Annotated in this window: 13 protein-coding genes; 7 read left to right on the plus strand and 6 right to left on the minus strand. The window is 69.9% G+C overall.

Features of this window, described 5'->3' with window-relative positions:
- Window positions 1–18: 18 nt before the first annotated feature.
- The gene (locus AB0J87_RS29950; RefSeq protein WP_363970431.1) at window positions 19–2520 is read right to left on the minus strand and encodes a hypothetical protein; all 2502 of its coding nucleotides are present in this window, start codon (window positions 2518–2520) and stop codon (window positions 19–21) included.
- Between the two features lie 205 nt (window positions 2521–2725).
- Here AB0J87_RS29950 and AB0J87_RS29955 point away from each other — a divergent pair, with 205 nt between their 5' ends.
- From AB0J87_RS29955 to AB0J87_RS29970, 4 genes are all read left to right on the plus strand, one after another.
- Window positions 2726–3553 carry a CPBP family intramembrane glutamic endopeptidase gene (locus AB0J87_RS29955; protein WP_363970433.1) on the plus strand — a complete coding sequence of 276 codons (828 nt, stop codon included), beginning with the start codon at window positions 2726–2728 and terminating at the stop codon, window positions 3551–3553.
- A gap of 75 nt (window positions 3554–3628) precedes the next feature.
- Window positions 3629–4744: a histidine kinase gene (locus AB0J87_RS29960; RefSeq protein ID WP_363970435.1), complete on the plus strand. Its 1116-nt coding sequence runs from the start codon at window positions 3629–3631 to the stop codon at window positions 4742–4744.
- Window positions 4741–5427, plus strand: coding sequence for a response regulator transcription factor (locus AB0J87_RS29965; RefSeq protein ID WP_350726049.1), 687 nt, complete (start codon window positions 4741–4743; stop codon window positions 5425–5427). Before AB0J87_RS29960 ends, AB0J87_RS29965 begins: the two co-directional genes overlap by 4 nt.
- A 79-nt stretch (window positions 5428–5506) precedes the next feature.
- Window positions 5507–6031, plus strand: a complete 525-nt coding sequence (locus AB0J87_RS29970) for a hypothetical protein (RefSeq protein ID WP_363970437.1) — start codon at window positions 5507–5509, stop codon at window positions 6029–6031.
- A 20-nt stretch (window positions 6032–6051) separates the two neighbouring features.
- On the opposite strand, the gene AB0J87_RS29975 is transcribed toward AB0J87_RS29970, so the two are convergent.
- Both AB0J87_RS29975 and AB0J87_RS29980 read right to left on the minus strand, forming a co-directional pair.
- A complete protein-coding gene (locus AB0J87_RS29975) occupies window positions 6052–6744 on the minus strand; it encodes a poly-gamma-glutamate hydrolase family protein (protein ID WP_363970439.1) in 693 nt (230 codons plus the stop codon).
- A gap of 161 nt (window positions 6745–6905) precedes the next feature.
- On the minus strand, window positions 6906–7457 hold the full coding sequence (locus tag AB0J87_RS29980) for a TetR/AcrR family transcriptional regulator (protein WP_363970441.1): 552 nt from the start codon (window positions 7455–7457) through the stop codon (window positions 6906–6908).
- Window positions 7458–7632: 175 nt separating this feature from the next.
- Between AB0J87_RS29980 and AB0J87_RS29985 the strand changes: the two genes are divergently transcribed.
- From AB0J87_RS29985 to AB0J87_RS29995, 3 genes are all read left to right on the plus strand, one after another.
- Window positions 7633–8265, plus strand: coding sequence for an alpha/beta fold hydrolase (locus tag AB0J87_RS29985; protein WP_355197696.1), 633 nt, complete (start codon window positions 7633–7635; stop codon window positions 8263–8265).
- A gap of 124 nt (window positions 8266–8389) precedes the next feature.
- Window positions 8390–9643 (plus strand): serine hydrolase domain-containing protein, encoded by a 1254-nt coding sequence (locus tag AB0J87_RS29990; protein ID WP_363970443.1) that lies wholly within the window; start codon window positions 8390–8392, stop codon window positions 9641–9643.
- Window positions 9644–9930: 287 nt separating this feature from the next.
- Window positions 9931–10362, plus strand: a complete 432-nt coding sequence (locus AB0J87_RS29995; RefSeq protein WP_363970445.1) for a DoxX family protein — start codon at window positions 9931–9933, stop codon at window positions 10360–10362.
- Here the strand turns inward: AB0J87_RS29995 and AB0J87_RS30000 are convergent.
- From AB0J87_RS30000 to AB0J87_RS30010, 3 genes are read right to left on the minus strand one after another with little or no spacing between them, the layout of a single operon-like run.
- The gene (locus AB0J87_RS30000) at window positions 10352–11638 is read right to left on the minus strand and encodes an alpha-L-fucosidase (RefSeq protein ID WP_363970447.1); all 1287 of its coding nucleotides are present in this window, start codon (window positions 11636–11638) and stop codon (window positions 10352–10354) included. The two genes, AB0J87_RS29995 and AB0J87_RS30000, sit on opposite strands and share 11 nt — an antisense overlap.
- A 4-nt stretch (window positions 11639–11642) precedes the next feature.
- On the minus strand, window positions 11643–12506 hold the full coding sequence (locus AB0J87_RS30005) for a carbohydrate ABC transporter permease (protein ID WP_363970449.1): 864 nt from the start codon (window positions 12504–12506) through the stop codon (window positions 11643–11645).
- On the minus strand, window positions 12499–13428 hold the full coding sequence (locus AB0J87_RS30010) for a sugar ABC transporter permease (protein WP_350726029.1): 930 nt from the start codon (window positions 13426–13428) through the stop codon (window positions 12499–12501). Before AB0J87_RS30010 ends, AB0J87_RS30005 begins: the two co-directional genes overlap by 8 nt.
- Between the last annotated feature and the right edge of the window lie 20 nt (window positions 13429–13448).

The raw sequence follows: 13448 nt of genomic DNA on the forward strand, positions 1-13448 counted from the left end.
TTCAGGCCGAAATCCGCCTCATGGCCGGGCGAGCCGGAACAGGCGTTCGTTGATCTTGTAGTAGAGGTTGCCGAAGCGGTCGGCCGTCAGCCCTTCCATCCCCGCTTCCGTCCGCAGCACGGTCACCGCCTTGGTCGACCTGTCGATGGCGAAGATCTGGTCGCCGGCCGTGCCGTACACGCGGGCCGGGTCCTGGGGCACGGTCAGCAGCACCCCGTCGCGCCAGGCCACGCTGGGCTTGGCCGTGTAGTCGGGGTCGGCGAACAGCCGTTTGACGGTGATCGCCTCGGGCCGCGCCGGATCGAGGGTGAACAGCGAGCCGCCCGCCAGCCCCCACAGCTCGCCGTCCACCGCCGCCAGGGCCGTGACGGCCTTGGGCGACGTCAGCGGGAGCGGATGCGTGCGCACGGCGCCGGTGGCGGGGTCGTAGGAGAACAGCGTGGCCGACGCTCCAGGGGCGTAGACGGGGTCGACGCCCAGGGCGCCGCGCGTGGAGGTGCCGCCGAACACCTTGCCGCCCGCGTACGCCAGCGAGACGACGGCCTGGTCGGGCACCACGCACAGGGTCCGCCCGGCCGTGCCCTGCTTCCAGACGGTGAGGGCGCCGCTGCGCTTGCCGTACTTCGGCACCGTGCCCATGTAGACGGTGCCGTCCGGCCCGCCGGCCAGCGCGTACGGCCGGTCCTGCGGGGGCGGCCCCTTGCCCGGCTCGCAGTCGTCGGCCTTGTCGCCCGCCTCGCCGCCCGTGTACCTGAGCGTGGGCGGCCACGGGCCTCCGGGCTGGTAGCTGTAGATCCGGGCCGAGGGATAGACGCCGATGTAGAGCAGGCCGTCGTGGGCCAGCAGGCTGTCGGTCTGGTTGAGCCCGTTGAGGGTGGGCCGGTCCGGCTGGTTGTCGTCGCCGTCGCCCCGCAGCGGGTCGTAGACGCCGGTGCCGCCGGTCAGGTAGCCGCCGGTGTAGACGCGGCCGTCGGGTCCCGCGCCGAGCGCGTTGATGGCGGCGGGCAGGACGGGGGTGCCGGTCACGAGGTTGCTGCTCCAGCGCCCGCCGGCGGGCTCGTACTTGAAGATCCTGGTGCCGTCCGTGGCCGCGCCGAGGCCGACCAGGGTGCTGCCCGACCAGGTGTAGCCGGTGACATCGAGTCCGGGCCGCACGGAGGTCGCCTGCACGGTCCGGGCGGCGATGTCGTACGAGTGCAGCAGGCCGTCCTTGACGAACCAGACCAGGCCGTCGCGGGCCGGGGAGTGGTGCAGGTCAACGTCGGTGATCGCGGCGTCGGTGGCGGCCGAGTAGGAGCCGTCGGCGTCGCGGACGACGCGCAGGACGAGCAGGGTGCGGTCGATCCAGGCGAACAGCCTGTCGCCCGTCCAGGTGAGGCCGCCCACCATCGAGTTGTGGGCGTAGGCGGCCGGAAGGAGGCTGTCCACCCGGCCGGTGACGTTGTCGTACCTGATCAGGGCGGCGTTCGTGCCGGTGCCGAGGTAGGTGGCGTTCGCGGCCGGGTCGTGGGCGAGGCTGCGCACGTACTGGGCGCCGGCCACGATGGGGACGCTGCCGATCGTGGTGAAGGCGCCGTTGTCGTACTTGAAGTAGCGGCCGTCGTTGTAGGTGCCGCCGTACACCTTCCCGCCCGCTCCCGGCTCCAGGTCCCAGATGAAGGAGTAGCCGCCCTCCGCCCGGCCGAGGTCGGTGATCGTGGACTGGCCGGGGACGTGCCGGTAGAGCTTGGAGTTGGGGTAGGTGCCGAGGTAGACGCTGCCGTCGGTGGCGGTGGCCGCCGCCCAGCCGCCGACGGTGGGCGTGGCCGCGCTGTCGGGGATGGTGAGCTTCTGGGTCACCTTCTCGGTGGCCACGTCGATCACGGCCAGCTGCGGGTTGGCCTCCGCGGTGCCGGTGTAGACGGCGTACGCGCTGCCGCCCGCGAACGTGGTGGCGTTGGGCACGCTGCTGTCGATCTGCACGCCGAGGTCGGTCACGTCCTTGGTGATCAGCACCTCGTCCCAGTAGGCGGTGCCCACGTCGGCCACGCCCGAGTAGATGAGGGCAGAGACGGTGGCCGTGCCGGCGGGCGCGACGCCCGAGGCCGTGACGCGGTTCCAGCGCCTGCCCGTCGCCGGGGCGTTGCCGCCGCCGGCCAGCAGGTTGCCGGAGGCGTCACGGAAGCGCAGATACAGGTACGCGGTGCCGCTGTCGGCCCACACCTGGGCCTGCAGGGTGTAGCGGGTGCCCGCGGTGGCGGGCAGGCCCGGCATGCTCTCCCTGCCGTAGGCGGCGGCCGGGTCGGCGTCGGTGACGCGCGCCGTGGTGCGCCCGTCCCAGGACATTGCCTCGACGCCGCCCGCGGTGTGCGAGCCGCTCCAGCCGGCCAGCCCTTCGTCGAAGCCGTCGTTGGCGATCCGCAGGTCGGCCGCGAACGCGGGCGTTCCTGGCGCCGCGAGCAGCGCCGCAAGGAGCGCCGCCGCCACCGCTCCGCGCGTGAGCCGGGGCCACCTTAAGTGCCCCTCCACGGGAATCCGCACGGCACCACCTCCGGGGTCGTGTTCGTTTACGCTCAATTCCGGTCCCGACCGTAACCTTATGGGCGGGGTCCGTCAATGGCGCCGGCCCATCCCCCGTGAGAGCTACCTGAATCGTCCGCTCATTGGTGATTCGCCGGACTCCATCGCGCTCATACCGTCTTCGCCGGGGCCGCCGATCGCGCGGCCGACGTCAACGGAGGTCACCATGAGCACGCCAGCCACAGTCCCCGGCGACGGCCGGATACGCAGGATCGCCCGCTTCCCCCTCACCTGGATGCTGATCGGGCTGCTCGGCCTCATCGTGGTGTCGGCGCTGACCGGGGGCGGAGCGCCGGTGCTCGCCGTGGTGGGCGCGGTCGCCGCGGTGGTCGTCTACCGGGCGGTCATGCGCTTCGTCGCGGGGCGGCCCACTCCGGAGATCGCCAGAGACGGGGCCGGACGGGATGCGCTGTCCGGTGCCGGGATCGGCCTGGGGTTCGTACTCGGCTCCGTGCTCCTGATCGCGGCGGCCGGCGGCTATTCGTTCTCGTGGTCGTCGGGGAACGTCCTGCCGGTCGTGTTCACGGCGGTCGGCGCGGCGGTCACCGAGGAGCTGATGTTCCGCGGCCTGGCGTTGCAGGCCCTGGAGGCGCTGTGGGGCAGCCGGGTGGCGCTGGCGATCACCGCGTTGCTGTTCGGCGCCATGCACCTGGCCAACCCGGGAGCCAGCCTCTGGAGCTCGCTGGCGATCGCCGTCGAGGCCGGCGTCCTGCTCGGTGCCGCGTACCTGTGGCGGCGCAGCATCTGGTTCGTCGTGGGACTCCACTTCGCCTGGAACGCCACCGAGGGGCTGCTGGGAATCCCGGTCTCCGGCCACGTGTCGCCCGGTCTGCTGACCGCCGAGGTCTCGGGTCCGGCGGTGCTGACCGGGGGCGAGTTCGGGCTGGAGGCGTCGATCGTGCCCGTCCTGCTGAGCTTGCTGCTCGCCGTACCGATGCTCGTCCTCGCGCACCGGCGCGGCGGACTGCTCCCTGCGCGACGTGGGGGTCGTTAGGCTTGCCCGGTGTTCGCGAACGCCGCCCGTTCCGCCCGCTTATGGTCAGACTGGTGGCGAGCTTGCCACCTGTCCGTGAAGGACACGGCGCTCGCGGCGGCGCTCATGCTGCTGACGTCCGTGCCGACGATGTCCGCCATCGGGGCGCAGCTCGGCGACCTGCCCAAGCGCCCGCTGGACGCGCTGGCCGTGGCGCTGACCGTGGCCCAGTCCGCGCCGCTGGTGGTACGCAGCCGATGGCCCGCGGGCTGCCTCGCGATCATCGGCGCCGCCTTCGCTGTTCATCAGGCGCTGAGCTACCCGCAGACGTTCGCCAGCATCGGGCTCTATCTGTCCCTGTACGCCGCCGGCGCCTATCAGGTCCGGTTCCGCCGCGGCCTCGTCGCGGTGTCGACCGTGGGCTATGTCCTGCTGGTCGTCGTGCTGCACGGCCTGGGGTCGCCCAACGGAGCCCCGGCGTTCCTCGCGTTCTATCTGACGTTGGCGGTGATCTGGATGGCAGGTGCCGGGATGCGCCGGTGGCGGGCTGACGAGGCCGAGCGACGGCGCCTGAGCGCGGAGGTGGCCGCGGCGGCCGAACGGGCGCGCATCGCCCGCGAGCTGCACGACGTGGTCACCCATCATGTGACCGCCATGGTCGTCCAGGCCGACGCGGCGCAGTTCCTGGTCGGCAGCGCGCCGGAGCGCGCCGGGGCCGGACTCGTCGCCATCAGCGACACCGGCCGGCGGGCGCTGACGGAGCTGCGCTACCTGCTCGGAGTGCTGGAGGCCACCGGCGATTCGGCGGTCGCGGGCCGCGCGCCGGCCCTGGGCAAGATCGGCGACCTGGTCGAACAGGCCCGGCTGGCCGGCCAGCCCGTCGAGCTGACCGAACGCGGCGACCAGCGGCCGCAGTCCGTCGACGTGGAGCTGGCCGCCTACCGGGTGGTGCAGGAGACGCTCACCAACGCGATCAAATACGCGACGGGGCGGCCCACCGCGGTCACGGTCCACCACCACGACGACCACCTCGAGATCGAGGTGATCACCGACGGACCCGCCGACGCCGCACCCGTCGTGCCGTCGGGCGGGCGAGGTCTGGACGGGCTGCGGGAACGCGTACGCATGCTCGACGGCGAACTGGCGGCCGGGCCCCGCCCCGGCGGCGGGTTCGGCGTCCGAACCCTCATCCCGTACAGGAGCAGTCCATGACCGACACGCCGATCCGGGTGCTCATCTGCGAGGACCAGGCACTGGTGCGCGCCGGCTACATCACCATCTTCTCCGTCCAGCCGGACATGGAGGTCGTCGGGGAGGCCGCGGACGGCCGCGCGGCCGTCGAGGCCGCCCGGCTGCTGCGCCCGGACGTCATCGTGATGGACATCCGGATGCCCATCGTGGACGGCATCGAGGCCACCCGGCGGCTGGCCGGCCCCGGCACGGAGGCCCCGGCGAAAGTGCTGGTCGTCACCACCTTCAACGTCGACGAGTACGTCTACGAAGCGCTCAAGGCCGGCGCCAGCGGCTTCCTGCTCAAGGACGCGCCACCGGCGGAGCTGGTCAACGGCGTGCGGACCATCGCCCGCGGCGACTCCCTCCTGGCGCCCGCCGTCACCCGCACGCTCATCGGCCACTTCGCCGAACGGCTCCGCCCCGCCGACCCGTCCCGCCCGGCCAGGGACGAGATCGTGCGCACGCTGACCCCCCGCGAACTCGAGGTCCTCGAACAGATCGCGGGCGGCCTGTCGAACGCGGAGATCGCCGAGAAGCTGTTCATCACCGCCGAGACCGTGAAGACCTACGTGTCCCGGATCCTGGCCAAACTCGAGCTGCGCGACCGCGTGCAGGCCGTCGTCCTCGCCTACCGGGTGGGGCTGGTGTCCGGCACGGACTGAGCTGCCACTTTGATTACGCAGGGTTATTTTCGCAGTTAGGACGGGCACAACGTCAGGAGTGTCCGCCTGGAGGAGCCCAATGCCGACCGTCGTCCGGTTCACCGCCGCCGCTCTGCTGGTCGTACTCGCCGCTGCCTGCGCCGACTCGCGTACCACGCCGTCAACGCCGCTGTCGGTGGCGACGGACACGCTGCCACCCACGACGGACACCGTGTCTCCCATGCCGACCGCCTCCGTCCGGCCCTCGTCCACCGGGCATCACCCGGCCGACGGGAGCAGCCTGGCGTCCTGCAAGGACGCCGACTGCGAGGTCGAGGTACGGGCGGGCGACCGGCTCCGGATCGACAAGCGGTTCGGCGTGCAGCGGATCACCATCAGCTCGCTCGACCCGGACGAGGCCACCATCGCGCTCCTGGGCTTCACCGGCGGGCTGCAGGCCGAGGGGGCGAACGTCAGCATCTCCAGCAGCTGCGTCAACGGGCGCTGTCGCGACGAGGGCAAGCTGTCCCTGGCTCCCGGCAGGTCCGCCCGCATCAACAACCTGCGGCTGGAAGTGCCCTACCTCTCCCGCGACCACGCCATCCTGCGCCTCACCCCCAGGTGAGGCGCCGGGCTTTCGGCTCCTCAGCTCAGGGCGCGATTGACGGCCGCGACGTACTTGTAGAAGGCTTTCGTGCGGTTGGCCGGGCTCTCGATCCAGGCGCGATTCAGCTTGCCTTCCTTGAAGAACCGCTCCCGCTGACCCCGGCTGATTTCCAGCTGCACCCCCATGCCCCTGCGGTTTCTGTTCGCGATGTTCCGGGGGCTGTCGCCGCCGATTTCGTCGGGTACGGACGCCGAGACGGGGAACCCCGCGGCGCGCAGCTCGGCCGTCACCTTTTTGATCAATGTCGTGTCACGCCCGCCGACGTAGGTGGTGGCGGCAGTGCCCGCCGCGGCGTGCCAGGAGATGGTGTAGTCGACGGCGGCCACCACCGAGAGCGCCTTGGGTTCGTCGAAGTGCGTAGAGGTGATGTGCAGAGCGCTGTTGCCGCTGTCCTTGGTGCCGACGAATGAGTAGTAGGCGTGCTTGCGTCCCGCGGCCTGGTCGGCGAGCTGGGACGTCGGCGCCTCAATGGCGCCGCCGTGGATGGCGATGTGCGCCACCTTCGCTCCGCCGGGGACGCGAAGGACGCGGCGATAGTCCCGGCCCTCGGTTTCGTGGGCGGAGAGCTCGGCGTAGTTGGCGTAGACATCGCTCGCGGACACGGCGTGAGCGGCGGGAGCGAGGCCGATCACGAGCACGCTCGCGACGGCGACGGACACGATCTTCTCCACGTGGCACCTTTCGACGATCTTCTTGACCGCCATCATGCCGCCGTCTTCCCTGGGAGCCATCGATCCCGGTACGAGTTTCGGGGTCGGCTTCAACGCGAGTGGCTCGAATGACCAGCCCACCAATTTCACGCTCAACGGCGTCCCCTGCACCACCTGAGCGGTCAGAGGAGCCCGCACGTCAGGTCGTGCTCCAGCGTGCGGGCGTAGGACTCGACGCCGGCCACGATGTCGATCGTGTCGGGGTCGAGCAGCCACTGGGTCTGCAGGCCGTCGAGAGTCGCGATGATCTCGGCGGCCTTGGCCGCGGGGTCGATGTCCTGACGGGCGAGCCCGGCGGCCTGGGCCGACCGGATGCTGTCGGCGACGATGGCGCGCATCGCGCGGTAGCGGTCGACGAAGTGCCGGTGGCCGGGCGCGCCGGGCTCCAGGCTCTCGGCGACCAGCACGGTGAACAGCTTGGCCAGCCCCGCCCGCTCCTTGTTGCGGCGCGCGAACTCCGGCATGGCCCGCAGCCGCCCGGAGGGCTCCATGCCCAGGAGCTCCATCGCGAACGCCTCGCTGTCGAGGTCGCGCCGTTCGATCACGGCCAGGAGCAGTCCCGCCTTGCTGCCGAAGTGATGCAGAAGGCCGGGCTCGCTGATGCCGGCCCGGGCCGCGACGGCGGGCAGGGAGGTGCCGCGGAAGCCGTCGCGCGCGAACATCTCCGCGGCCACGGCGATGATCTCCTCTCGCCGTAAGCGCGCGCGTTCCTGTCTGCTGGGGTCTTGCCTACTTCGGGCCACGGTGTTAAATCTAACCCATCACTTACCGAGTGCTCAGTAAGTGAATTCCCCCAGAAGTAGCGAGGTGTGACTCATGTCATCGAGGCGCCGGCGCATCACAGGGTTAGTGACCGCGGGAATCCTGCTGGCCGGGCTGGGCACCTGCCAGCAGGTGCAGGCCGCGCAGCGGGAGCCGGTCATCCTGATCCACGGCTGGAACGGGTCGCCGACGGAGTTCGCTCAGATGGAGGCGGCGCTGGAGCAGGCCGGCCATCCCGCGTACACGATCGACCTCCCCGGCGAGGAGAACATCGCCAACGCGGGAGCCATCAGGGACCTGGTGGCACAGGTACGGCAGGAGAACGGCGGCGGGAAGGTCAGCCTCGTCGGGCACAGCATGGGAGGGCTGTCGGCGCGCTATTACCTGAAGTCCCTCGGCGGCGCCGATGCCACGCTGAGCTACGTCTCGATGGGCACCGGGCAGCGCGGCTACTGGCCGGCCTGCCTCCTGCCGGCGAACCAGGGCGGGCAGATGTGCCCGACCAGCACCTTCATCAGCCAGCTCAACAGCGGCGACCCGACGCCCGACCCCGTCCGCTACACGCTGCTGGTGAGCTCGCTCGACGAGACCCGCAACGACGTCATCGACGGCGTGTGGTGCAAGGCCGAGTTCCCCGGGGTGGCGCATGCCGACGAGCCGAAGTCGCAGGTGTTCATCGACGGGGTGATCAGCGCTCTGGACGGGACCTGCCCGTCCTGATCCGGGTACAGCTGGCTGTACCCGAACGCTCCAGCGCACGGGATCGATCAAGGATGCCGTGCGCCGACATGCTGGGTGATGTCCGGAACGGACGACCCCCACCAAGAAATCAGGAGCGTTTCCCATGCCGCGTACCTCTTCCGAGTCGAAGTCCTCCCGGCGCGTGCGGGTCCTCGCCGCGGCGGCGCTGGCGGCGCTGTCGGGGCTGGTCGTGGCGGGGACGCCGGCCGCCGCGGCCACCGGGCTCGGCCGCACCGCGAACGTCGTGCGGCAGAGCCCGGACGAGAGCCTGTCCGCCGAGCTGGCCGAGGTGCGGGACGAGCTGAAGCGCAACCACCGGCCCGACGCCGTGCAGCGGAAGCTGGACGCGCTGGTGGAGAAGGACAAGTTCCCGGCGGCGCTGGCCGCAGTGCAGGACGGCAAGGGCCGGACCCGCCACTACACCGCCGGGGTCGCGGACCTGACGACCAAGGAGGAGGTCCCGGTCGACGGCCGGGTACGGATCGCGAGCAACACCAAGATGTTCACCGCGGTGGCGGTGCTGCAGCTGGTCGGCGAGGGCAAGGTCGACCTCGACGAGCCGATCGAGACGTACCTGCGGAAGGTGGTCCGCGGCAAGGGCATCGACGGCAGGAAGATCACGGTGCGGCAGCTGCTGCAGCACACCAGCGGCCTGCCGAACTACACCCGCTGGATGCCGGGCATCTTCGAGAGTCGCAACGTCTACCGCTCGCCCCAGGACCTCCTGGACATGGCGTTCGCGCACAAAGCGTCGTTCGCGCCGGGCACGAGCTGGGAGTACAGCAACACCAACTACGTGCTGGCGGGCCTGCTGATCGAGAAGGTCACCGGCCGTCCGGTGGCCGAGGTGATCACGGATCGCATCATCGAGCCGATCGGGCTGCGTGACACGTACTGGCCGGGTAAGGGGGACAGGACGATCCGCGGGCGTCACCCGCAGGGGTACGGGTCGGAGAAGCCCGGCGGCAAGCTGAAGGACATCACGAACCTGGACCCGTCGTGGGGACGGGCGGCCGGCCAGCTGATCGGCACCCCGAGCGACCTCAACCGCTTCATGACCGCCCTGATGGGCGGCAAGCTGCTCAAGCCGGAGCAGCTGGCGGCGATGAAGCACACGATGAAGGCGCCCGGGTTCCCGGCCGGCTGGGAGTACGGGCTGGGCCTGATGAAGATGCCGCTGAGCTGCGGCGGCGTCACCTGGGGCCACGGCGGTGACATCGACGGGTACGAGACCCGCAACGGGGTGACCGAGGACGGCCGCGCCGCCACCGTCGCCGTCACGGCGCTGCCTCCCAACGAGGAGGCCCACCAGCACGTGATCGAGGCCATGGACACCGCGCTGTGCGCCGAGCGGTAGCCGATCCTTGACGAAAGCCGCCCGGATCCTGTCCGGGCGGCTTTCGTATGTCGGGATTTACCGCGGCCCGATCATTTGTGTCAACTTTCCCTGCTGACTTTCGTCGGGCGCTGATGAAAATTTCACGAATGCGAAACTTTATGGCCGGGAAGTTCGGGCAGGTTATACGTATACAGCGCGTTTTGGACCGATCCTATGAGTGGCGTGGCATTGACATATGTGCTTGATCTCAAGAATCTGTTTGGGAGCGCTCCCATACTTTTCAACAGCTGGAAAGGGCATTTGCCGTGGATCTGTTGGACAAGAATCAGGGGCTCTTCCTGGCCCTGTACCGGATCGTGCTGGGACTGCTGTTCGCCTGCCACGGCGCGGCGACGCTCTTCGACGTGCTGGGCGGGGCGCAGGGCCCGGTGCCCACCTTCGGACAATGGCCCGGCTGGTGGGCCGCGGCCATCGAACTGGTCGGCGGCATCCTCGTCCTGCTCGGACTGGGTGCCCGCGCCGCCGCCGTCCTCTGCTCGGGCACCATGGCCTACGCCTACTTCGTCGTGCACCAGCCTCAGGCGTTGTTCCCGATCGAGAACGGCGGCGAGAAGGCCGCGCTCTTCTGCTGGGGCTTCCTGCTCATCGCCGTCCTCGGGCCCGGCCGCTGGGCGCTGTCCACGCTGCTGACGCCTTCGCGGCAGCTCGCCCGCGAAGGGGCTGAAGTCACTCGGTGAGGAACAGCTCGACGACGGGCACGGCGACGTCGGGGCGCTGTACGGGCAGGTCGAGGGTCAGGACGTCCGGCGACACGGCCCCCATCGTGGTGAGGCCGGCCTGCTGGCCGGGGTCGATGACCCGCGTACGGATCTCCGACGCGTCGTGCAGAAACTGGGCGTACTTCACCCGCCCGGCCAGCCCCGGCAGGTGCAGGTGGCCGAACGGCCAGGCGAACAGGTGCAGGTAGAGCCGGTCGCCACGCTGGGTGTAGCGGCAGTCGGGAGGCGCCGTGAAGCCGCTGGGCCCGCAGCCGTAGATCGAGCGGGAGTTCAGCCGCATCCAGGCGCCGATGTCGGCGAGCGTCCCGCGCGCGCGGGGGTCGATCTCGCCACGCCCGTCCGGGCCCACGTTGAGCAGCAGGTTGCCGCCCTTGGCGACGCTGTCGACCAGCATCCGTACGAGCAGGTCCGGAGACTTGTAGTCGAGGTTGTCCCGGTCGTACCCCCAGCTGCCGTTGAGCGTCTGGCACGCCTCCCACGGCACCTCGTGCCCGTCGACGACCATCGGCCCGGCGGGCTGGTACTGCTCGGGGGTGACGAAGTCGCCGGGGATGTCGAGCCGGTCGTTGACGATGACCTCCGGCTGGAGCTCCCTGACCATCGCGAGCAGCTCGTCCGAGCGCCAGTCGTCGGCGCCCTTGCCGCCCCAGTTCCCCGGCCTGCCCCGGTAGGAGAAGTCGAAGAACAGGTAGTCGATCCGGCCGTAATCGGTGAGCAGCTCGCGCACCTGGGCATGCAGGTAGTCGGCGTACTTGGAGACGTCGCGGCCCGCGGCGGCGGCCTTGAACGCCTCGTCGTCACGCTGGGGATGCAGCGAGTCGACCGGGAACTCGGGATGGTGCCAGTCGATCAGCGAGTGGTAGAACCCGACCTTCAGGCCCTCGGCGCGGACGGCCTCCACGAACGGCGCGATCAGGTCCTTGCCCCAGGGGGTGCGCGTCGCCTTGTAGTCGGTCTGCGCCGAGTCCCACAGGCAGAAGCCGTCGTGGTGCTTGGTCGTGAGGACGATGTAGCGCATGCCGGCCTCCTTGGCCAGCCGCGCCCATCGCGCCGGGTCGTACAGGTCGGGATCGAAGTGGTCGAAGTAGCGCTGGTAGTCCTCGTCGGTCAGACGCTCGCGGTTCTTCACCCACTCGTGCCGGGCCGCCAGAGAGTACAGACCCCAGTGCACGAACATGCCGAACCGGGATTCGGCGAACCAGGCGTGGTGCTGCACGATGTCCCTCTTCTTCAACTGTTCAGCGTCCGCCGAGACCGCTGGTCGCGATCCCGCGTACGAGATGTTTCTGCAGGATGATGAGCAGCGCCGTGGTCGGCGCCATGGAGATCACGGCCGCGGCCATGATGAGGTTCCACTGGGTACCCTGCTGCCCGAAAAAGAGCTGCAGACCCAGCGGGACCGTGGCCTTCTCGTCCACCGAGTTGATGATGATCAGCGGCCACAGGAAGCTGTTCCAGTAGTTGATGAACGTGAAGACCGCCAGCACCGCGAGCGCGGGCCTGACCAGCGGCAGCATGATGCTGGTGAAGACGCGCACCGCCCCCGCGCCGTCGAGGCGGGCGCTCTCGGCGAGCTCCTCGGGGATGGTCAGGAAGAACTGGCGCAGCATGAACGTCCCGAAGGCGGTGAACGCCCAGGGGAAGATCAGCGCCTGGTACGAGTCCACCCACCCGAACCAGCGCATCAGCATGAACATCGGTACGACCAGCACTTCCTGGGGGATCATCAGGGTGGCCAGGAAGACCAGGAAGACGCCGTCGCGACCGCGCCAGCGCAGCCGCGAGAAGGCGTACGCCGACATGCTCGACGCCACCAGCACCACGAGGGTGCCGCAGACGGCGACGGCGAGCCCGTTGACCACGAAACGCGCGAACGGCAGGAACTCGAACGCCTCGCTGTAGTTCTCCCACCGGATCACCGACCCGAACAGGCTCGGCGGCGACCCGAACACCTCGTCGGCGCGCTTCAGCGACGTGGCCACCATGTACACCAGCGGCGACACGAAGGCGGCGGCCACCAGGTAGAGGGCGGCGTGCGAGACGACCAGCCGGACCCTGTGCGCCCATGGGGAGGCCGGGGCGGCGTGCGCGTGCTCAGACATCGTAGGTGACCCATCTGCGCTGGCCGGCGAACTGCATCGCGGTCACGCCCAGGATCAGCACGAACAGGATCCAGGCCGCGGCGGAGGCGAGTCCGAACTGGTAGACGGAGAAGCCCTGGTTGTAGACGAACATCATGAGGGTCTCGGTGTCGATGCCGGGCCCGCCGCCGGTCATCAGGAACGGCTGGGTGAAGACCTGGAACGACGTGATGAGCGTCATGGTCGTGGCGAAGAACATCGCCGGGGAGATCATCGGCAGCGTGATGCGGAAGAACAGCCGCCACGGCCCCGCCCCGTCGATCTGCGCCGCCTCCACGAGCTGCCGCGGGATGGCGTCCAGGGCGGCCGAGAAGACCAGCATGTTGTACCCGAACCCCTGCCACACGCTCATCGCGACGACGGCGAACATGGCCCAGCCCTGCTCGCCGAGGAAGTTCGGCGCGTGCACGCCGGTGGCGGCGTGCAGCGTGCCGTCGATGAACCCGTTGGGCTGGTAGATCATCCGCCAGACGATCGCGTTGGCCACCATCGGCGTGACCACGGGCAGGAAGAAGACCACCCGCAGCGCCTGGCGGCCCTTGATGCGCGGCGAGATCCACACCGCCAGCCCCACCGACACGATGAGGTTGAGCGGCAGGTAGAGCACCACGAACAGCAACGTGTTGAACAGCGTCCGCCGGAACACGGGATCGCCGAACAGCGTCGCGAAGTTCCCCAGCCCGGTGAAGACGTGCTCGCCCACCGCGGGCCATCGGAAGAAGGCGATCACCAGGGACATCACGATCGGGAAGAGCGTGAACAGCGTCAATCCGATCAGGCTGGGCCCGGCGAACAGGGCGGCGACCTTTCCGTCGCCGCGCCGGCGGCGGGCACGCTGTCCGCGCGCTACCGCCGCTCGCCCGGGTATGGCGTCGTTGTACACGTCACTCCCTGTGGATGGTT

It is taken from the genome of Nonomuraea sp. NPDC049625 (genome assembly GCF_040675285.1).
Classification (GTDB): Bacteria; Actinomycetota; Actinomycetes; order Streptosporangiales; family Streptosporangiaceae; genus Nonomuraea; species Nonomuraea angiospora_A.

Coding starts and splice junctions, on each gene's coding strand:
- AB0J87_RS29955 (WP_363970433.1), top strand. CDS start 2,726: ATGAGCACGCCAGCCACAGTCCCCGGCGACGGCCGGATACGCAGGATC.
- AB0J87_RS29965 (WP_350726049.1), top strand. CDS start 4,741: ATGACCGACACGCCGATCCGGGTGCTCATCTGCGAGGACCAGGCACTG.
- AB0J87_RS29970 (WP_363970437.1), top strand. CDS start 5,507: ATGCCGACCGTCGTCCGGTTCACCGCCGCCGCTCTGCTGGTCGTACTC.
- AB0J87_RS29990 (WP_363970443.1), top strand. CDS start 8,390: ATGCCGCGTACCTCTTCCGAGTCGAAGTCCTCCCGGCGCGTGCGGGTC.
- AB0J87_RS30005 (WP_363970449.1), bottom strand. CDS start 12,506: ATGTCTGAGCACGCGCACGCCGCCCCGGCCTCCCCATGGGCGCACAGG.